The sequence below is a fragment of the Brevibacillus reuszeri genome (assembly GCF_001187725.1).
Lineage (GTDB): Bacteria > Bacillota > Bacilli > Brevibacillales > Brevibacillaceae > Brevibacillus > Brevibacillus reuszeri.
This window is the reverse complement of sequence record NZ_LGIQ01000002.1, coordinates 529588-550322: the sequence shown is the minus strand read 5'-3', so window position 1 is coordinate 550322 and position 20735 is coordinate 529588. Positions and strand designations below refer to the sequence as shown.

Sequence of the window (20735 nt, the reverse complement as noted above, 5' to 3'; positions counted from 1 at the left end):
TACCCCTCCTTTATTCCCTTTTCCTCTACACCAGCTAGACTACAAAGCTTCCGCAATGATGATCAACTCGGAGCTGCTCGCATCGAACGGAGCTTTGGCAAACGAGCCATACCGCTGTGTAATCTTGAAGCCATTTAGCCGCAGCAAATGATGCAGCTCTGCTGGAAAAATGTAGCGCAAATTAAACCGTCCCGTCACTCGCTCCGTAACAAGTCCCTGTGCGTCAGAGCGCTCATAGGTTCTTGTCACTTCAGACAGCTGCTGAAAGTGGTCATAGCGTGTGTAATCCCACATCGCTACTTCCTCTCCTGATGGCAGCCTGTGGGTTCCCCGCAGCGACATTTTTTCATTTTCTTCATAAAAATGATTGATCTTTGGTACAAACACATTCATCACGAAGTTGCCGCCCGGTGCCAAATGCTTGCGAATGCAGGTCAGGGCCTTCATCTGCTCCGCTATATGCAGCAGGTGGAGAAACGAGCGAAATGGAATCATGATGAGTGAAAAGGTCTCACCGAGATCAAAGCTGCGCATATCTCCTTGCAAGAGTTTTAACCCCGACGTAATTCCTTGCTCTTTTGCCTTTTGCTCTGCCTTGGCAAGCATTTCTGTTGAAAGGTCGATGCCAGTGGCCTCGATTCCTTCCTGCGCCATCGGGATGGTAATTCGCCCTGTTCCACAGCCCAGCTCCAGCACCTTTCCTCCCGCTTGTCTGGCCTGCTCCAAGTAAAACTCGACGTCACCGGGTACGCCCCGCTGTGTCAAATCATAGTAATCAGCCCATTGATACATATTGCCCATAGGTTCCTCCTATGCTTGCAGTTCTTTGGAATGGATGTACGCCATCACGAGCTTTGCAGTATTGTCGAGCGCTTCCTTATGTGTCCGCTCATGAGAATGGGAAGCGTCTACACCCGGACCGATTAATCCGTGTACGATGTCATATCCAGCACGCAGCGCCGCACTCGCATCTGATCCGTAGAACGGATAAATATCTACCTCATAATTCAAGCCGTTTGCTTCCGCCAGCTTAGTCAGATGAGTACGCAGCCCATAATGGTATGGACCAGAGGAATCTTTTGCGCAAATCGAGACGCAATATTCATCAGTCGTCTGCCCATCTCCTATCGCTCCCATGTCTACTGCCAAATACTCGATGACGTTAGCCGGGATGCTGGAATTGCCTCCGTAGCCGATTTCTTCGTTATTGCTGATAAAGAAATAGGTCGTATACGGGAGCTTCTCACCTGTTTCCTGCAATGCTTTGAGCACTCCTAATAATATAGCAACACTCGCTTTGTCATCGATGTGGCGGGATTTGATGAATCCGCTTTCGGTTACGGTCACGCGTGGATCGAACGAAACAAAATCGCCAACCGAAATTCCCAAAGCCTGTACTTCCTGCTTGTTGGTTACTTTCTCATCCAGACGCACTTCCATGTTTGCTTCTGTCCGTTCGACTTTTCCAGCTTCCCGACCATATACGTGAACAGAGGCTTTTGTGGACAAGATCGTTCCTGTCACCAGTCGACCGCTTCCCGTTTCAATAACACAATGCTCGCCCTCTACCGCATTGAATTCAAAGCCACCGATCAGGGCCAGCTTCAATCGACCATTGCTCTTGATTTCTTTTACCATTGCACCCAATGTATCGACGTGCGCAGTGAGCAATCGTGCTTTTTCTTCATTTGCACCCGGTACGGTGGCGATAATCGCTCCTTTGTTGGTACGCTTGAATTCAACACCGAGCTTTTCCAGCTCCTGCGCGACCCACGCCATTACTTTTCCGGTATGACCGGATGGACTTGCGATGTTGGCTAGTTGGCAAAAGGATTCGACTACAAACTCTGTTGACACACTCATCTTCGGTTCCTCCATTCGCGTCTGCGACAATTGGTCTTTCTTATTTTTGCAGTTCTTCTTCTACAAATTGGAGCACTTCCTGCACGTGTCCCTTTACCTTTACTTTCGGCCATACCTTTGCAATATTGCCTTCTTTATCGATAACAAACGTAGAGCGCTCGACTCCCATATACTCCCGTCCGTACATTTTTTTCAGCACCCATACCCCGTACGCCTCAGCCACTTCATGATCAGGGTCTGCCAAAAGCGTAAATGGCAGCTCATGCTTGGCAATGAACTTGTCATGCGACTTCACCGTATCGGGACTGATTCCTAGTACAACGGTATCCAGCTCCGAAAACTTCGGATGGAAATCACGAAAATCGCATGCTTCCGTCGTGCAACCCGGCGTCATATCCTTTGGATAAAAATAAAGAACAACATTTTTTCCGTGAAACTGGGAAAGTGAGATCGTTTGATTGTCGCTTGCCTGCAGCGTAAACGGAGGCGCGGCCTGTCCGATCGCGGTCATGCTATCCCTTCTTTCTACTTTTGACCTGGAATTTACTTGTCCCATTTTACCACAAGCTGACAGTCACTTCATCTGTATACACGTTGCGCTTTTGAGCAGAAAACGCTAGAATTAATTAAGAAAAATTAAGAAAACCTGTATCGAGGCTTCTCGTGGGGAGCGACCGCGTTTTAGGGGAAGGTTATTCTTGCTAAATCAGGATGCGTGTTCAGTCAACCCTATAAAGGAATGACCTCGATTCAGTCGGGTTGTTGTACGTTTCGGAACGTTTAAGCTATGTAGCACTCACACTGTGAAGTACTTAAATATTCCTACACAAAAAATTTGGCCTAGTCAGTTGGATGGTGAGAAATGCATGAAAGAGTTTTTTGAAGTAACGGACCCGGAAGCCTTAAAATCCCTTGCTATAGCCGAACGAGTTAAAATTTTGGAACTTTTCGAGGATCTGGAGCCACGGACAGCCAAACAAATCGCTACGGAATTGGGCGAAAACGCTGCACGTCTTCATTACCATGTGAAAGAGCTCGTGCGCGTTGGGCTGTTGGAACAGGTGGATACTCGTGTAAAAGGTTCCATTGTTGAGAAGTACTACGAGCCGGTTGCAAAGGTGATTCAGGTAAAGCTTCAACTCATGATTGAAGAAAATGCACAGCAATTGAGTGACGTGATGTTTACTCCATTCCGCACAACGGAAAAGGATCTCGTGCGCACACTCAACCGTTTCGTTGCCAGTGATCGGGATGTTCGTAAAGAGTACAAGCATACCTTCGCGTTCAATTTGACTGAATTTTACTTAAGTCAAGAAGAACGCAATCAATTGGTTGACGAAATTAGTGAACTGCTTCACAAGTACAAAGGCTTTAAAAATGAAGATGGACGTCGCAAATTCAAATTTTTCGATGTCCTGTTTCCATTGACTCCTGCAGATCCGACAGATGATCCGGAAGAACCGTTTGACGATTCAGATAAGTAATGTCGCCTGAGAAAACCATCTATGAATGATGGTTTTCTTTTTATTATGATCTGGAGGTCTTCTTCATGCGAACTATTCTATTTGATTTCGACGGTACCGTTGCCGATACGCTTCCGCTTATCTATAATGCCTTTCGTTCTACCTTCCAGCGCCATCTGAACCAGCACTTCTCCGATGAGCAAATCGTCGCTCTGTTTGGGCCTACTGAAACGGAAATGATAAGAAAACAGCTTCCCATACATGAGCACGAAGCTGCATTGACTCATTTTTTTGATGTGTACACAAACGAACATCAACAGCTGCAAAACCCTGCTGGAATCATCCGCATGCTTGATGCTTTTTTGGCAGCGATGAAGCAGCTTCATGCAACTCCCGAGGAAACCATTTTTGTCGGTGACAGTGATGCTGATACGATTGCTGGCCGTGCTGCCGGATTGAAGACTGTGGGTTTAGAAAAAAGAAGGGTGCGTCCGCACGAATCCACGTCAGACGCACCTTTTCCCTCCTTCTATTAATAAGCACGACCAAACCAGACAGTATGCTGCGACTCTTTGCCACAGCAAATGCATCTCTGTTTCGATACTGGTGGTTCAAATGGTATGTTGCGAGTAGTAAATTTAGTTTCTTCCTTCACTTTAGACTCGCATTGATCATCCCCGCACCAGCCTGCCAATACCCAGCCGCTCGTTGTATTTTCACTTTCGCTCTTGGCAATGTGAGCTGACAATTGCTCCAGCGTATCGATTCCCAGATGAGAGTTCTGCTCGCGAAACGCCAGTGCTTTTTGGAACATATTTTGTTGAATCTCTTCCAAAAGCTCCGCCACAGTTTGAGCGATCCCTTCGAGTGGTACCGTTACTTTTTCTCCTGTATCTCGGCGAGCGAGAATGACCTGACCGTTGTCTACATCACGTGGTCCAAGCTCCAGACGCAAAGGTACTCCGCGCATTTCCCATTCGTTGAATTTCCAGCCTGGCGTCTCTTCTCGCAGATCAGCACGAACACGCACACCTTCCGCTTTGATTTCGTCAAAGAGTGGATCGAATGCCTCCATCACCTTTTCACGCAGCTTCATCGGCCCAACCGGAATCATAATGACTTGCGTAGGAGCCATGCGCGGAGGCAAAGCCAGACCACGATCATCCCCGTGCACCATGATCATGGAACCAATCAGACGTGTCGATGTCCCCCATGAGGTTGTATGAACATATTTAAATTGGTTGTCGCGATCCAGAAATTTGATTTCAAAGCCGCGTGCAAATTTATCGCCCAAATAATGTGAGGTGCCCGCTTGCACCGCTTTTCCATCCTTCATCATCGCTTCAATGGAATACGTATCTACGGCTCCCGCGAAGCGTTCACTCGGCGTTTTTTGTCCCTTCCAAACCGGAATCGCCAGCTCCTGCTCAACGACCTCACGGTAAATCTCCAGCATTTGCATCGTTTCCTGGCGAGCTTCTTCTTCCGTAGCGTGTGCAGTATGACCTTCTTGCCAAAGGAACTCGGATGTACGGAGGAACGGCATCGTCCGCTTTTCCCAACGAAACACGTTTGCCCACTGATTGATAAGCACAGGCAAATCACGATAGCTTTGAATCCACTGGCTGTACATATGACCGATAATCGTCTCCGAGGTAGGACGCAGGGCGAGCTTTTCCTCGAGCGGCTCCCCGCCGGCTTCCGTCACCCACGGCAGCTCTGGGTTGAAGCCCTCGATGTGCTCTTTTTCTTTCTGGAAAAAGGACTCTGGAATCAGCATCGGGAAATAGGCGTTTCGGTGGCCCGTCTCCTTGAAGCGCTTGTTCATCGCCTCCTGGATTCTCTCCCACAGCTCAAACCCATCCGGCTTGAAAACGATACAGCCGCGCACTGGGGTATAATCCATCAAATCAGCTTTTTTGATCGCATCGATGTACCAACGCGAGAAGTCTTCTGCTTGTGGCGTAATTTCTTTTACAAACGCTTTTTCCTCTTTCATCGTCTACGCTCCTTTTTGAACTTCCATTGAAATGCAAAAATCCCCCATCCCAAAAAAGGGACGGAGGATCAAACATCCGCGGTACCACCCTGATTGATTGAAGCGACTAGCGCTCAATCCGCTCAAAAGTCCCGATAACGGCGGGGCATCCGGCATGGCTCTTCGCCAGCGGCTTGAGGATGGGGTGCAGGTATGCCTGTGTATCAGCCTTCCAGACTAGGGCTGACTCTCTGTGACCAGGGGATAGCTGCGGGTCCTTTCATTGCCTTTGTGTGTTCGCAAGCTTTCTTTAACACAATATGTTAACAAGTTCCGCTGCTCTTGTCAATTTGTGGCATGAGCACTCACGAACAAAGAAATGAATGGCTTTTGCTACTGTCCCTGATGAGTCAAATGCTCCCGCAAGCATTTCAGCTTTTCCCAATGAAAGGCAGCATTCGGTTCGTGGCCGAAATAACGGTAGACGCGGATCTGCTTCTCTGTTGTCTGCAAATGATTGTAAGTGGCAAACACCGTGGAAGGAGGTGTGATCTCATCGATCAAGCCAATCGAGACCAGCACCGGGCATGTAACCAGGGGAGCCAGGTTTATCACATCATAGTAAGAGAGCGTATCCATTGCTTTATCCTCGATCCCGGGTGCACTGTTGCGGCGAAAAAACTCGTTGAGCTCCAGATACGGCCCGGCAAGCGCCATGTCGATCGATCGCCGGAAATGGCTCAAATACGGGTATTCCGCCACCACGATGCGCGGAATAGCGGAAAAGGCAGCAGCAACCAGACTCAGGGCCCCTCCCTGGCTTCCCCCTGTCACTCCAATGCGGGAAGCATCCACTTCTTCGCGCTCTGCCAGCACATCGAGAGCTCGCACCGCGTCCATGTATACCCCGCGATAATAATACGTCTCTTTGGATAATATACCCTTGGTCATCCAACCAGCCGAGTTCCCGTGTGGGGCGACACTATTGTCCTCGCTCAACTGCTGACCGCGTACCAGCATCCCAAATGTGGCATAGCCGTGCAAGGCCCAGTTGACCACGTCATGAATCTGTCCGTCATGACTCCAGTTGTAGCCGTGGAACATAACCAGCCCCGGATGCTGTCCCGCCCGGTCAGGCACTGCGTAGTACCCGCGAATTCGCGCATGCCCAAAACCGGCAAAGCTTAGCTCGTACAGCCGTACCCCATCTGTCGGATACTCCATGGCTGTGAGCTGCGGATCGCTCGGCACCTGTGCCAGCATCTGCTTGCTTTCCTCCCAAAAGGCAAGAAAGTCGTCACGCCTGGTCAGCGCTGGTCTGTACTCCCGCAATTGGTCCAAAGGCATATCATACGGCTGTCCCATCTGTTTTCCTCCCCATTTCGGCAGCAGCGATCAGTGCATGATCATGCCGCCTGTCACGTTAATCGCCTGTCCAGTCATATAACGGGCAGCAGGTGAGCTCAGGAAATAAAAGACTTCCGCTACTTCCTCGGGAGAACCGAGACGACCCAATGGCGATTTTTCCCGCCAGGCTTCTAGAGATTCGGCAGAAAGCGTCTTCGCCATTTCAGTCATGATGATTCCTGGACAAACGCTGTTGACGTGAATGTTGTGGGGACCGAGCGCCATCGCCATCGTCTTGGTCAATTCGATGACAGCTGCCTTGCTCGCGCAGTAGGCGGACTCATCCGCTCCTCCCCATTTTCCGCCCATCGAGGCCATATTCAAAATGCATCCGCGCTCCCTTTCGATCATGCGCCGGACGATGGGCTGCGATACCAGGTAAATGGACTTGACGTTTACGTTGAAAATCAAATCAAAATCTTCTTCTGTCGTCTCCAGAAAAAGTTTTCTTCGTTGTACCCCGGCATTGTTCACCAGCACATCCACAAACCCGTACTCCGCAAAAACACGTTCCATCACATCGTCTACCGCTGCTTTGTCCGTTACGTCGCATGCAAAATAGCTGCCGCCTGCGGTCACCTCCGCCGCTTCCTGGCTCGGCTCTTTTGCCATATCCAGGATGACGATACGGTCCCCCGTCTGCCGAAATCTGCGGGCGATCGCCATGCCGATCCCTCTGTTCGCACCAGTAATCAAAACAACGCGTCCCTCTTCACTCATCCAAGGCCCTCCCATCCCGCTTAGCCCCTCTTCAAATCCACTCCGGCATGAAAGGCGGGAACCAGCTTTTCCAGCAATTTGATCAGCGCGGTCAAGTCATTGAGATCAACCGCTTCTACAGGCGCATGTGTATAGCGGGTAGGAAAAGCGAGGTCGATCATCGGAATCCCGGCGTTCTCCAACTGGCTGAACGACGCATCCGTCAGTCCGCCCATGAATGTCGAGTATTGGAGGGATACATCCTCCGCGTCCGCCACTTTCTTTACGAAGTTGACGAGCTTCGGATTAGGAATCAGCCCCCCGAGCGTTCCTCGGCCATGGAAGCTGTACAGATTCAGGCACGGCCCTTCTCCCAGACTGATATCAGCGCTTCCCTTCAGATCAGGTGTATCGGCGGCTACGACCAGGTCCAATGTGATTGAAACATCAGGATTGACCGCCCTAACCGCCGGAATCACGCCGCGCAAATTAAACTCCTCCTGAACGGAAAAGACAATGACCACTTCGCATGGGAGCGACTTCCCAACAAGCCGGTCGATCAGCTCGAGCAGAATCAGGCACCCTGCTCTATTATCGATCGCATTACTGAAGGCAAGAGAGTTGCAGCGGAAAAATTGTCTGGCGTAGACAATTGGCATTCCGACAAACACACCGGCTTCCAGCGCTTCACTCTTGCTGCGAAAGCCAAAATCAAGATAGGCTTCCTGCACCTGGGGCAGCTTGAATTTCTCCTCCGGCTTCGTCAGATGATGCGATTTCGTACCGATGATGCCCATTATTTTTCCTTCTGGAGTCTCTGCGATCACGCTTTGTCCCAGCATGCTTTTCTCCGGAATGCCTCCGAGACGCTCTACGCGGATAAATCCGTCCTCTTCGATTTTTTTGATGATGAATCCGACTTCATCCATATGGGCAAATACCATCACCTTGAAGGGGTTCGGCTCATCTATTTTGTTGACCTGAACAATGACATTCCCAAGATTGTCCACGCTGACCTCATGCAAACCTTTCGGCAATTCGCTTTGCACCTTGCGAATCATCGCATCCTCGTAACCGGCTGGCGAAACCACCTGTGTCAATCCTTGCAGCCGCTGGGCTATGTGCGTCAAATAGTCTGATGTCATCTGTCACCGCTCCCACTTTTGAAAATCGAACACAGAGCGAAAACGGCAAAACTTCCCGCTTTCACTCTGCGTCGTTTCTTACGAATACACAATCTGGCTTCTGAACGCTTTTACCTTATCCATAAAGGATTTGACCCGCTCCGGATCGACGTGATTTTCAAATTTTCCGTCATGCTTGAACGTCGTTCCCACCACTGCCCCATCCGCGATCGACAGCTGCTGCTCCAGATTCTCCATCCTCATCCCGGTATTGGCCAAGACGACTGTGTCAGGAACTGTATCCTTGACACGCTTCAGGATAGCCGAGTCTGTCTCCGCTCCCGCTGTCAGTCCCGAAACGCACAAAGCATCCGGCCGATTGTTGAAGACCGTTGACTTGGCGATGCTTTCGATCTCGCGGTCAGCCATGTATGTTGCCGCTTCCGGCACAATGTTGAACAGCAGCTTGACATCCTTGGCACCGATGCGATGCTGGTGGCGGATCGTCTCTCCGACATTTGTATTCCACATGCCGAAATCACTCGCATACACGCCTGTAAAAATTTCCCTGACGAATTTGGCATCTGTCGCGGCAGCCAGATCGAGCGATTTTTTGGCATCCCACAGGACGTTCACACCAAACGGTAGCTGGATATCCGACATCAGCTCCCCGATAATCCGGGCCATGGCGGCGACTGTCTCCGTTTTGACATCTGTCAGGTAAGGCAGACTGAATTCATTGGAAAACAACACAGCGTCTACGCCGCCGGATTGCAACGCGAGGAAATCCTTGCGAGCCATTTCAATGACGTACTCCATCCCTTTTTCCTGATCAAAATAAGGATCACCCGGCAGCGGTAAAAAGTGGCACATGGCAATAATTGCTTTCTCTGTCCCGATCACTTCTTTTAACCAAGTCATTTTTTGACCCTCCTAGTCCTTTGATATGGATGACAACGCATCCATACTGCCTTTGGTCTGTTCGTAAATTTCACGGTATAAGCGATAGTACTTTTCATAGATTTCCGCTTCTTTGGACTGCGGCAGGAGCACTTCTGTATATTCCACCCACGATTCAATCTCTTCTAGCCTGTCGTACCAGCCCAGTCCAAGCGCTGCCAGAAAAGCATCTCCGTACGCCGCTCCATAGGTCACTTTGGGGATGTACTGCCCCTCACAGCAAATGCTGCTGACCGCCTGCAACCAGAGCCGGTTTTTCGTACCGCCTCCGATCGCCACCAGCTTGCGCGGCGGAAATCCGGCAAGTCTCATTTCTTCAATGTTGTGGCGTATCGAGTAGCCGATCCCTTCCAGAATCGCCCGGTACAAATCTCCAGTCGTATGCTTCAGGGTCAGGCCGAACCACGTGCCCCGGGCTTGCAGATGATGAATCGGTGTGCGCTCGCCGCTGAAATACGGCAGCATGATCAGTCCGTTTGCACCTGGTTTGCTTTGTTCCGCCAAACGCGTCAAGCGAGTATACCCTTCATCCCTGGATTCTCCCGGCTGGAGCCATTGATCGACGAACCATCTGGTGATAGAGCCCGCAGTCGATGTCCCACCCGTGAGCGTATGAAGATTCGGTACTGCGTGTACAGAAGGCCAGAATTTTTCGGTCTGGGTCTGCGACGCAATCACCTGGATGAAAAATGTCGAGCTACCGTACATGATCATCATGTCGCCCTCGTTTACCGCACCCACGCTGATTGATTCCGACATTGCGTCCGCAGTCCCGGCGATCACCTTGGTTCCCGCTGACAGTCCTGTCGCTTCAGCGGCCTCCGGCGTTACGCAGCCGACTATTTCGTGACTCCACGCAATTCGCGGCAGCTTTTCCCGCTCGGTTACATAGACGCAGCGCTCATCATCCCAGTCAAGCTTTTGCAAGTCGAACAAAGGCGAGAAGGCGCATGCCGTGTAGGCATCGATCACGCGTTCTTTGGTCAGCTTATACACCAGATAGCCATTGCCAGAGAGGAAGCAGGCGGTTTGGTCGTACACTCTGGGCTCCTGATTGCGAATCCAGAGGATTTTGGCTCCGGCGGACTGCGAGGACAAATAGTGGCCCCCTTTTCGCAATATCTCGGCCGGGCCGATTTTTTGATTCAGCTCATCAATCTCTTTGCTTGCCCGCGTATCGATCCCGTAGAGAATCGCTTTACGCAGAGCGTTACCGTTATGGTCAATCGGTACCACAGCAGGGCCGATTGTGCTGATTCCGACAGCTTCGATCAGAGAAGCCTGGAATCCGGCTGTCTTTTGTCCCTCGGCAATCAACGCTTTGGACAAGGTTTTCACTGCGTGCCACCATGTCTTTTCAGCGTCGTGTTCTGCCCAGCCATGCTGCGGAATCTCCAGAGAGTGGGGCAAAGACTGGTAAGCGACCCTGCGACCTTCCCTGTCGACCAGAACGCCTTTGGACTCATAGGTTCCAATATCAATTCCCATTACATAAGACATTTTGACCACCTGCCGTATCCACAAGGTTTAACTGGTAAGCGAGAGAATTTTACCTGTATCGGCTGACTCGCGAATGGCAGCGATGGCCTTGATCACTTCCAGGTTCTCATGATGCGGCACGCGCGCTGGCTGTTCTCCTGCTTCCACACAAGACAAAAAATATTGAAGCTGTCTCGCGTAAGGATCATGCTGCTCGAGCTTGCGGATGACGGGCTGTCGGTTTTGCCGGTAGAGACGCAGCTCGGAGGTGGAAGCATCCCGTTCCCCGATGTTGTAGCCTGCCTTGTAGGTAAACTCTACAGTCCCTTTTGTCCCTGCCGCTTTGAAGAACATCGTGAATGGATACCCGTCGGACATCGTAAACGCCGCTTCGGCAACCGCTTTTTCGCCGCTCTTGAAGGAAATCGAGGACATGGCGTGATTCCAGCATCCGGTATGGTCTTTGCTCGCGAGGCAATACACGGAATCAATCTCGCCGAACAGATCGCGCAGGAAGTCGACATCATGGACATGCATGTCGCAGATCGCTCCTGCTCCTTTTTCCGGATGTAGCAGCCATTCATTTCCCCAGTCTGGCAAGGTGGAGCATCTGCTGGCAAAAGCCATGTGAACTTGCCCCAGCTCGCCGCTTTCGTAAAGCTCCTTGATCTCTGTGTATCCGCTCCAAAAGCGGACAACCTGCCCGACCATGAAGATGATCCCGGCGTCCTTCACTTGCTCCAGCATGCGCTCTGTGGCTTCTACCGTCATTTCGACCGGCTTTTCGCACAGCACATGCTTGCCGTATCGGGCACACAATTCCACATACTTGCCATGCAAAAAGGTTGGCAAGGCGATGATCACTACCTCCACGTCTGCGTGCTTCAGCATCTCTTCGGCATCCTGAAAGTAGGCGCAGCCGTATTCCTCGGCAAAGCGCTGCCCAACCTCTTCGCGAATATCAGCCACCGCTGTCAACACCGCGCCATTTTGCGTACGAATCGATTCGGCGTGACTTCTGGAAATCAATCCGGCTCCTATAATTCCGATCTTGTGCATCTTTGTTCTCCCCTCCCTGTAAGCGTTAAAGGCGAGACGGGCTTACTGATACTTGTCTTTTACCTTGAACACGTAATTTTTCGCATCGGCCTCCACCTTGGACTTATCCCAGGTCTTATCGACAAAGTCATTGGTCACTACCTGATCCAGCGGAATTTCTTTTTTGATGATACCGGTTTTCACAGCCCAATCCATGTTGAGCTTCCATTTGTCCATATCCGCGATGCCGATGCCTCCATCCACGATCTTCTGCTGGTCGGCTTCACTTAGCCCGAAGCCTTGATATACGCGGCCCATCATCGCACCGACAGCTCCGTCCCAAGGAATTTTGATCGATGGGAATTGTTCCAACGTGAGATCGGCTGCCGCTTCAGGGTTCATTTTCACGAAGTACATCCCTTTTGCCAGCGCGCGCACGAATTTGCGCACCATTTCAGGATCTTCGGTGAGGTACTCGGCATTGGTTACGAGCGGATTCGAGGTATACGGAAGAATCTCGTTCCCATCGATATACTCAAAATCAAATCCCTGGCCTTTCAATTGCGAATACTCCGCCACCCATGTGAACAAGATGTCCAGCTTGCCTTCCTGCACCATCTGGAAGCGATTTTCCCCAGCAACTACATACTCGACATCCTTTTCTGGATCAAGCCCGGCAGCGATCAGCGTCGGATTGATGATATTGGCCCATGCCGCATCCCCGAGCGCTACCTTTTTACCTTTCATGTCTTTCCAGGTTTTAATGCCGCTATCTGATCGGACAGCCATACCAAAAATATTTATGGAGTCATTCTGGAATACGGCCTTGAGCGGCAATCCATTTTCGATTCCCATAAACAGGAAATTCGGAGAAGGCAAAGCAAACTGCGCATTTTTGAGCGCTACCATTTTCGTATCTGTCGTACCAAAGGACTGTTCGATTTTCACGTCCAAGCCTTCTTCGGCAAAATAGCCCATCTTGATCGCTGACCAGATATGCGCATCATCCAACACCTCAACCGTGCGTGGCACAACGACCGTCACCTTCTGCAAATTGCCAGCAGCAGGAGCAGCGGTATTGGTCCCTGGCGCCGTGCCAGTGCCTTGACCCCCGGATGCGTTTCCTCCCGCAGAATTGCTTCCCCCTGACTGCGTGCTGTTCTGCGCACATCCAGCAAGCACTGCCACTAACCAAAGCACAGCGATCAACAGCGTGATTTGCACCTTTCTCATCTTTGTACCCCTCCCTAGATCATTTATGTCTTGAATCATTGACACCAATCCATCATCATGCTGGCGTATACTTTGGCCGCCGCCACAAGACTGTCTACCGTGATGTACTCGTTCTCTCCGTGAACCGACCAGCTCAGCGAGCCCGGGCCGAAGACAACAGCAGGTACGCCGTGTTTGTTCAAATAGGCAGCATCGCAAACGGCTCGGAAGCCGGACAGAACGGCTTTACATCCCTCCACGTCCGTGATCGCCGTCATCATCGCGCGCACACCTGCATGATCCGCTGGAACATGAAAGCCTTGCCATTCCTGTAGCACAGGCACCGTCAGCTTCGGAGGATGGCTGCGCAGAAAATCATCCGTCGAGGCGAGCGCTTCCACGCCCCTTCTGATCTCCTCCCACAGCTCCTCTTTTTTCACCAACTGATCCGGGTACCAGACGCCGTACATGAGCTTTACTTTGGCAGGGACAGAGCCGAGGTATTCGCCGCCCTCGATAAACGAAGGATTGATCGTAAACAAGCCTACACCCTGCACATCGTGTCCGGGACTGCCGCCAGCACCCAGCACCGCGTCCCGCCAGCGATGATTCCACTGTTCCTCAAGGGAATAAAAGTAGTTCACGAACGGGAGCGATTTCTTGAAAGCATCCGCTCCTACTGTGGGCCCGCTTGGAACGCCTGCCGGCTGTGGAAACAAGACCTGGTTTCTGGCTGAAATATGTACGGCCTTGCCTTCGACGATCAATTCAAAGAAAAACAGTCCGACAGAGGCTGTATGCAGCTCCAGATCAGTAGGCTCGCAGACGACTGCAAAATCTGCGGTATAGCCTCGCTTCAAGCACTGTACTGTCCCGATTTCCTCTGCCTCGTTCGACTCTTCGCCCGTAACGGCTTGCAGCAGAACATCTCCGCGCAGGAGAATTCCGCATTCCTTGAGCGCTTTCATCGCCCAGATTGCGGCAGAAACACCGCCTTTCATATCACTCGTGCCGCGCCCGTAGATTTTGTTCCCCTGTTGGAGTGGCTCGAATGGATCACTACGCCATTTATGCGGCTCCGCGATGGGAACGACGTCCATATGACCGTTGAACAGCAGACTTTTGCCGCCGCCCGTCCCCTTCATCACCGCCACGACGTTGGGCCGGACCTGCTCATCGTCTACAGCGAATTGTTCGACTTCTGCAAAATTAAGAGAGCGCAGACTATCAGCCAGCCAGTCTTGAACGGTTTTCTCATCGCCGCCAAACGTGTGGTTGATCGAAGGAATCTGTACGAGCGATTTCACGTATTCGACAAGCTCATCCTTGTTGTTATCCAAATATTCAAACAATATCCGTTTGCTGCTCACGCACTACTCACCTCATTTCCATCGCAGCCGTCAGATTTTCCAACGGACGATTTTTCGCTCCACGAGATTAATCAAGCCGTAAAAGGTCGTACCGATGATCGCCGTGAAGAAAATGCAGGCAAATGCTTTCTCAGTCTGCATGTACTGGGAATACTTGATGATTTGGCTGCCGATTCCGATATTGCCGCCGATCAATTCGGAGGTGACTGCTGCGATGGTGGCGAAGATGCTGGCCAGTTTAATGCCCGTAAAAACATTGGGAAGAGCAGAGGGCAAAATTGCCATGGTAAACGTCTGCCAACGACTCGCACACAGTGATTTCATCAACTCCAGGCGGATGTTTTCTACATTGTTGAAGCCAGTCGCCGAATTCATCATGACGATCGGGAAGCTTTGAATAACGACCGCCAGCATCTTCACCTCGATACCAAAGCCAAACCAGATCATCAAAAGCGGGACAAGCGTAATCAACGGGGTGATCACAAGGAAAATAACGAATGGCGAGAGCGTCGTATCGATCATCTTGAAATTGGTGATGAGTGCAGCCAGCAAAATCCCGATAGGCACTGCGACCAAAAAACCGCAGACAATCGTCACAACGCTGATCCCGATATGCGGTGCAAATTCGCCGAATGAAACAAACATCGTCTCTATGATCGACACGGGATTTGGCAAGATCCAGCGCGGAATATCAAAGCCCACGGCGGCAATTTGCCAGGTTCCAAACAGGATGAAAAACATGATGACAGGCGCGAGCACGCTAGTTGCATTCGATGAGGCCACTTGTTTCTGCAACGCACGTTCCTCCCTTCCAAATTACTTGATATGCCGTAGTTCCACTTTTCCAATCATGCTCGTCAGTTCCATCTCATATGTAATGAACCTCTCATACTCGATCATTTCCAACGTTCGCGGTCTCGGAAGATCAATCTCTACTTCCGCCACAATCCGTCCCGGATTGGTCGACATTACATACACCCTGGAAGCGAGCAGTACCGCCTCTTCCACCTCATGCGTGATAAAAATGATCGTTTTTCCGGTTTGCTCCCAAATCGTCAACAGCTCCAGATCCAATTGCTCTCTCGTAAGTTCGTCCAACGCCCCGAACGGCTCATCCATGAGCAGAATTTCCGGTTCGTGTACCATCGCCCGGATCACCCCGGCCTTCTGCATCATTCCGCCGGAAATCTCAGCGGGATAGGCATGCTCGTACTTCTTCAAGCCGGCCATTTCGATCAGCTTATCAACGTTCTGCTCCCACTCCTTCCCTTGCAGGCCGAATACCTTGAGCGGCAGAGCGACATTTTGGCGTACGGTCAGCCACGGGAACAGGTTGGGCTGTTGAAAGATGAAGCCCATTTTTTTCATCAGGTCCCTGCTCATCTTCCTCCCTGTGATCTCCCGCCCGTCGATGTACATCTCTCCCGATGAGGGCTGGATGATATCGTTGAGCATCCGAATGATCGTCGATTTGCCGCAGCCACTGGGACCAAGAATCGCGACAAAATCTCCAGGATATACTTCCATATTCACATCTCGCACGGCCACGATGTCTTTACTGCGTGTTTTGAAGACCTTCGTGACATCGACTAATTTGATTTTGGGATTTTGCACGTGATCTCCCCCGATCTCCGATAAGCTGCCTCATTTTTTACGCCACACGATGAACTTGCTTTCCGCAAAACTGACCAATTGATAGAGTACGATCCCGATGAGCGCGACGATGAGAATGGTTCCGTACGTCATCTCGGTCATCACCAGGCCGGAATACTGGAGAATGCGAAATCCGAGTCCGACTGACCCTCCCACGAAATCCGCACTGATCGCGCCAATTGTGGAAAAGATGCAGCCAAGCTTGATGCCGGTAAACACCTGAGGCATCGCATTGGGCAGAATCAGCTTAAAAAAAGTCTGCAGCCTGCCTGCGCCCATCGATCTCATCAGCTCCAGCTTCTCCGTTTCCACCGAAGTGAACCCGGACAGTGTATTTAGCATGATGATCGGAGCCGCCTGCAAAATCACTACCAGGATGCGAATGTTCGGGTCAAACCCCAGCCATAGCATGAAGAGCGGAACAATCGTGATCATCGGCGTTACGACCAGCAGGATAATAAACGGCGAGACGGCTTTGACAATCAGATCGTACTGGGAAAAGAGGCCTGCCAGCGTCATCCCGAGAATCGTCGCTACGATGAAGCCGATCACGACCACTTTTAAGGTAAAGACAAAATGGGGCCAGATATCAGAACCGAAATTCCGGATCGTCTCCACCAGGATTCCCGTAGGCGTGGGCAATACCGTTCTGGAAATGCCAGCAGTTCGGATAATGATTTCGAGCAGCAAATACAAGCCTACAAACAAGAGAATGGGAGACAACGAGTGCATGATCGATGCACGGTCTCTCTGGACTCGCTTGCTTTTCGTGCGAATAAGTTCCAATGTCAATCCCCCTCAGCTAGGTTGCCAGACGCTTTGCTTCGGCAGCATGCCCCTGGCGAATCACCTGGTTGATCAAGGTACGAAGCTCGATATAGCGCTTGTTGCTTGCGATGTCCTGTCCCCGTTCCTCCAGAGGGATATCTACCTCGATCTCGGAGACGATTTCTCCGGGCAAGGGTGAGAAGACAAAGATGCGATTGGCCAGCAAGAGCGCTTCCTCCACGTTGTTGGTCACCATGATGATCGTCTTTTTGGTTTGCTTCCAAATGTTCAGCATTTCATAGGACAGCATCTTTCTTGTGATCGCGTCCAAGGCGCCAAACGGCTGATCCATCAGCAGAATCTCCGGGTTATGGACCAGAGCCCTGGCGATTCCGACCCGCTGCCTCATTCCCCCAGACAGTTCATGCGGGAATACATCCTTGTATTGGGCCAAGCCTACGATCTGGAGCATCTCGTCCATTCTTTGCTCCCAGTCAAATTCCTTGACCTTCAGCACTTCCAGCATGAGTCTGAGGTTTTTCTCCGCGGTGCGCCAGGGGAGCAGGTTATTGCTTTGAAAGACAAAGCCGAACTTCCTGAGGACTTGAGATGGAATGCCCTGTTCATACGTCATCCCATCCAGCACAATCGTTCCGGTCGAAGGAGGCTGAATACCCCCTATGCATTTCAAAAGAGTTGATTTGCCGCAACCACTGGGACCAATCACACAAATGAATTCCGACTCGTGGATGTCCATGCTAATCTTATTTAGAACACGCAGCTCCGCGCCTTTTTGCGAAAATGACTTTGCAAGCGCATTCACACGCATGATCACCTTTGACACGCTCCGCACCTCCACCCTTCACTTAATTCGCAATATTCTGTCCATTGCAGCCGAAGTGTTGTAGACGATCTGGTCAGAATAACATTTGTACACCGGACACATCTCGGCATTTGCCCATCCGTCGTAGTCCAAAGCGACAAGTTCATCCACCACCCGCACATAGTCCACGTCACCAGCGAGCAAATCAACAAAACCAGCCAGGCCTTTTGCATCCCGTCGATAATCTTTGAAATGCACCTTCGCGATCCTCTTGCCCAAGATGCGAATCCACTGCTCCGGATAGCCGAACGCGACTACATTGCCGACATCGAAAAAGACGCGTACCCACGGTGATCCAATCTTGTCGATGAAGTCCCGCATCTCCAGTGGTGAGAGCAAAAACTTGTTCCAAATGTTCTCTACCCCGATCATGACCTTCTTCTCTTCTGCGTATGGCGCAAGCTCGATGAAGGCTGACAGCGCACGGTCATAGGCGACATCGTAATCAATTACCTCTGAGCCGGCAAAAAACTCGATCTCACTGGCATCCGGCACCACTTCATCGGGGGTGAAATCCACTCCGACGGTTCCCGGACAGACCAATATACAATCGACACCGAGTAAAGCTCCGATGTCCAACTGGCGTCTCACCGTCTCCTTTGCCTTCTGGCGAATATCTTCACGATTGCTGGTCAAGGAAAACTGCCAGTACAGTCCGGTAGCCAAACTGTTGATCACGATCCCGATTTCATCTGCCTTCTGTTTCAAGCGAAGAATTTCTTCGACGCTGCTTGTCAGACCTAGCTCGCCTTTCATGCTCAGCGCCAGCTCAATTCCTTCGAATCCGCCTTCCTTCGCCAATCTCATACAGTCCACGATGTTCATTTGTTCGGGAAATGACCATATGTTAATGCCTTTCTTGATTTTGCAATGCACGTGAGCACTCCCTTCCTATCGTGATCGAATGTTAGGCAGAAAAACTGCTTTCATGATAAAATCACGATCAATAAGTTTAAATATTGCTACTTTTCGATCTATATTTTTCAGAATATTCTCTTCTTCAATCCATGTCAACTAGATATTTTGCCTACTTCTTGTGAAATATTTTGCTTCTAAACCTTGTCTTTTCGCTGTTTTTCGTGAATGACAGATAAATTTGTTGAAATTTATCGATTCGGATTATCATTCAAAAAGTCTTCATTTATTTATAATTTGAATCATGATATTATCATTTCATGATCAAATTAATCATATAAATCTAAATTTTTCATTTATTATCTTATTTAATCATTTAAAATGAGAGAGGTTATACGAAGATGGAAAATCCACGTGCCAAAGAAATACTGGAGCATTTGAACCGCCGATCCCCCCTATCGATAGATGAGCTCGCCTCTCTGCTGGCAGTATCCACCGTTACAGTGCGCCGCGACCTGTCCGAAATGGAAAATGACGGCTTGATCATCCGGCAAAGGGGCGGTGCAGCCCTTCCTAGCAACTCGATTGAGCCGATGTTTCATCAGCGGCACAAGCAGCATCTGGAGCTGAAGAAGCAAATCGCCAAATACGCTGCGGAACAAGTCAATGAAGGCGAAGTAATTGCCATCGACGTTGGCACGACAGCAGCCGAATTTGCCAAAGAGCTATTGAAAAAGAATAATTTAACGGTATTTACCAATTCCTTTCAAGCTGCTTCCATCTTGGCGAAAAGCCAGCACCAGGTTTACTTTATAGGCGGCATGCTGCGAAAATCGGAAATGTCGATGGTGGGCTCCATTGCCAAAGACACCGTTCTGAAATTCAACTACGATCGCTTTTACATGGGCCTTGCGGGGATCAGCCTCAACTCGGGGCCAACCGATTACAGTCTGGAGGACGCCGAGGTCAAACGCTGTTTTATCTCCAAGTCCAGGGAAGTCATCGCGCTGGTGGATAAAACCAAGTTCGGCAAATCCTCGTTGGTGACAGTCTGCGAATTGGATGCTATTACAACCATGATCACGAATCAGGACGATGGCACAATTCTTCAGGAAATGGCTCATTATAACGGGAAGCTTGTTCTCGTGTAAATTCTGCGGGCTTTTCATGTCAGGTCATGCATCAAACAAAAAAGACCTTGGCCCCACATCGGGACAAAGGCCTCAAATCCATTATGCTTATCGTTATTTTTCTGTTCTCATTTGCAATCTCGGCGCCAGTTTGGCGAACACCGGATACGCAACCAACGAGATGACTACTCCCTTGAAAAGGTTAAACGGCACAATACCCACCAAGACAAGCGACCAGATGCTTGTCGCGTTAAACATCTGAAGCAGTTGCTCAATCGGCATTTGATACAGCACAGCGTAAGCAGGCAAGAGCGCGTACGCATTGGCAATCGCCATGACGATCGTCATCAGCAGTGTCCCCAAAGCGAGACCTGTCAAGAAGCCTTTTTTCCCTTGGCCCAAGCGTTGCAAATAGATCGCTGGCAGGATGAAGCTGACCCCTGCAATGACATTAGCAAGCTCGCCGATTAACAGTCCATCTGTATTTTTAAACAGCATATGCAGCGTGTTTTTTAAGACCTCGATGATGACACCTGCTACGGGACCGAACATGAGTCCCCCAATCAAAGCTGGTAGTGTACTGAAATCCAGCTTCAAAAAGCTGGGCATCAGCGGAATCGGAACCTCCAGGTATTGCAAAATAAACGCCACTGCAGCCAGCATCGGAATCGTCACCAGCTTTTGAGTTGAGCGCGCGCGTGAAGTATGCAGCGCTGTTTCTTTCATGTGTACCATCTCCCAAGTATTTTTTTCCTTCTTGAGAATGGCAACAGTGGTCGTGAATCCACACGTTTTTGAATGCCTGTCGTCGTAACATGTATGCGAAATCCTTGCTACGCCATGGCTTTGGCAG

21 protein-coding genes are annotated in these 20735 nt (G+C 50.4%); 3 read left to right on the top strand and 18 right to left on the bottom strand.

The window, feature by feature from the left end:
• Window positions 1–39: 39 nt before the first annotated feature.
• The 3 genes from ADS79_RS03160 to bcp are packed head-to-tail and all read right to left on the bottom strand — an operon-like array spanning window position 40 to window position 2374.
• Window positions 40–801 (bottom strand): class I SAM-dependent methyltransferase, encoded by a 762-nt coding sequence (locus ADS79_RS03160; protein WP_049736950.1) that lies wholly within the window; start codon window positions 799–801, stop codon window positions 40–42.
• Between the two features lie 9 nt (window positions 802–810).
• Window positions 811–1863, bottom strand: a complete 1053-nt coding sequence (locus ADS79_RS03155) for a M42 family metallopeptidase (protein ID WP_049736949.1) — start codon at window positions 1861–1863, stop codon at window positions 811–813.
• Between the two features lie 40 nt (window positions 1864–1903).
• Entirely contained in the window at window positions 1904–2374 is a 471-nt protein-coding gene (gene bcp / locus ADS79_RS03150; RefSeq protein ID WP_049736948.1) for a thioredoxin-dependent thiol peroxidase, read from the bottom strand.
• Between the two features lie 355 nt (window positions 2375–2729).
• Here bcp and ADS79_RS03145 point away from each other — a divergent pair, with 355 nt between their 5' ends.
• Both ADS79_RS03145 and ADS79_RS03140 read left to right on the top strand, forming a co-directional pair.
• Window positions 2730–3347, top strand: a complete 618-nt coding sequence (locus ADS79_RS03145) for an ArsR/SmtB family transcription factor (RefSeq protein WP_049736947.1) — start codon at window positions 2730–2732, stop codon at window positions 3345–3347.
• 65 nt (window positions 3348–3412) lie between these two features.
• On the top strand, window positions 3413–3862 hold the full coding sequence (locus ADS79_RS03140) for an HAD hydrolase-like protein (RefSeq protein WP_049736946.1): 450 nt from the start codon (window positions 3413–3415) through the stop codon (window positions 3860–3862).
• On the opposite strand, the gene proS is transcribed toward ADS79_RS03140, so the two are convergent.
• The 14 genes from proS to ADS79_RS03070 form a co-directional block, all read right to left on the bottom strand.
• Window positions 3859–5325: a proline--tRNA ligase gene (proS, locus tag ADS79_RS03135; protein ID WP_049736945.1), complete on the bottom strand. Its 1467-nt coding sequence runs from the start codon at window positions 5323–5325 to the stop codon at window positions 3859–3861. The genes ADS79_RS03140 and proS overlap by 4 nt on opposite strands.
• A gap of 372 nt (window positions 5326–5697) precedes the next feature.
• Window positions 5698–6669: an acetylxylan esterase gene (locus ADS79_RS03130; protein WP_049736944.1), complete on the bottom strand. Its 972-nt coding sequence runs from the start codon at window positions 6667–6669 to the stop codon at window positions 5698–5700.
• 30 nt (window positions 6670–6699) lie between these two features.
• Complete coding sequence (locus ADS79_RS03125) at window positions 6700–7431, bottom strand: SDR family NAD(P)-dependent oxidoreductase (protein WP_049736943.1); 732 nt, start codon at window positions 7429–7431, stop codon at window positions 6700–6702.
• A gap of 20 nt (window positions 7432–7451) precedes the next feature.
• Window positions 7452–8555 (bottom strand): M42 family metallopeptidase, encoded by a 1104-nt coding sequence (locus tag ADS79_RS03120; RefSeq protein ID WP_049736942.1) that lies wholly within the window; start codon window positions 8553–8555, stop codon window positions 7452–7454.
• A gap of 78 nt (window positions 8556–8633) precedes the next feature.
• Window positions 8634–9455, bottom strand: a complete 822-nt coding sequence (locus ADS79_RS03115; protein WP_049736941.1) for a BtpA family protein — start codon at window positions 9453–9455, stop codon at window positions 8634–8636.
• A 12-nt stretch (window positions 9456–9467) separates the two neighbouring features.
• The gene (locus tag ADS79_RS03110; RefSeq protein WP_049736940.1) at window positions 9468–10994 is read right to left on the bottom strand and encodes an FGGY-family carbohydrate kinase; all 1527 of its coding nucleotides are present in this window, start codon (window positions 10992–10994) and stop codon (window positions 9468–9470) included.
• A 27-nt stretch (window positions 10995–11021) separates the two neighbouring features.
• Window positions 11022–12032 (bottom strand): Gfo/Idh/MocA family protein, encoded by a 1011-nt coding sequence (locus ADS79_RS03105; RefSeq protein ID WP_049736939.1) that lies wholly within the window; start codon window positions 12030–12032, stop codon window positions 11022–11024.
• A 42-nt stretch (window positions 12033–12074) separates the two neighbouring features.
• The gene (locus ADS79_RS03100) at window positions 12075–13244 is read right to left on the bottom strand and encodes an ABC transporter substrate-binding protein (protein ID WP_049736938.1); all 1170 of its coding nucleotides are present in this window, start codon (window positions 13242–13244) and stop codon (window positions 12075–12077) included.
• Between the two features lie 35 nt (window positions 13245–13279).
• Window positions 13280–14593: an ArgE/DapE family deacylase gene (locus tag ADS79_RS03095; protein ID WP_049736937.1), complete on the bottom strand. Its 1314-nt coding sequence runs from the start codon at window positions 14591–14593 to the stop codon at window positions 13280–13282.
• 30 nt (window positions 14594–14623) lie between these two features.
• The gene (locus ADS79_RS03090) at window positions 14624–15388 is read right to left on the bottom strand and encodes an ABC transporter permease (RefSeq protein WP_049736936.1); all 765 of its coding nucleotides are present in this window, start codon (window positions 15386–15388) and stop codon (window positions 14624–14626) included.
• A 21-nt stretch (window positions 15389–15409) separates the two neighbouring features.
• On the bottom strand, window positions 15410–16207 hold the full coding sequence (locus ADS79_RS03085) for an ABC transporter ATP-binding protein (protein ID WP_049736935.1): 798 nt from the start codon (window positions 16205–16207) through the stop codon (window positions 15410–15412).
• A 30-nt stretch (window positions 16208–16237) separates the two neighbouring features.
• Window positions 16238–17032: an ABC transporter permease gene (locus ADS79_RS03080; RefSeq protein WP_049736934.1), complete on the bottom strand. Its 795-nt coding sequence runs from the start codon at window positions 17030–17032 to the stop codon at window positions 16238–16240.
• Between the two features lie 16 nt (window positions 17033–17048).
• The gene (locus ADS79_RS03075; protein WP_049736933.1) at window positions 17049–17858 is read right to left on the bottom strand and encodes an ABC transporter ATP-binding protein; all 810 of its coding nucleotides are present in this window, start codon (window positions 17856–17858) and stop codon (window positions 17049–17051) included.
• Window positions 17859–17876: 18 nt separating this feature from the next.
• Window positions 17877–18773, bottom strand: coding sequence for a sugar phosphate isomerase/epimerase family protein (locus tag ADS79_RS03070; protein WP_307725592.1), 897 nt, complete (start codon window positions 18771–18773; stop codon window positions 17877–17879).
• A gap of 380 nt (window positions 18774–19153) precedes the next feature.
• Between ADS79_RS03070 and ADS79_RS03065 the strand changes: the two genes are divergently transcribed.
• On the top strand, window positions 19154–19903 hold the full coding sequence (locus ADS79_RS03065) for a DeoR/GlpR family DNA-binding transcription regulator (protein ID WP_049736932.1): 750 nt from the start codon (window positions 19154–19156) through the stop codon (window positions 19901–19903).
• Window positions 19904–19996: 93 nt separating this feature from the next.
• Here ADS79_RS03065 and ADS79_RS03060 read toward each other — a convergent pair whose 3' ends face one another.
• Window positions 19997–20608, bottom strand: a complete 612-nt coding sequence (locus tag ADS79_RS03060) for an ECF transporter S component (protein WP_049736931.1) — start codon at window positions 20606–20608, stop codon at window positions 19997–19999.
• Window positions 20609–20735 lie beyond the last annotated feature (127 nt).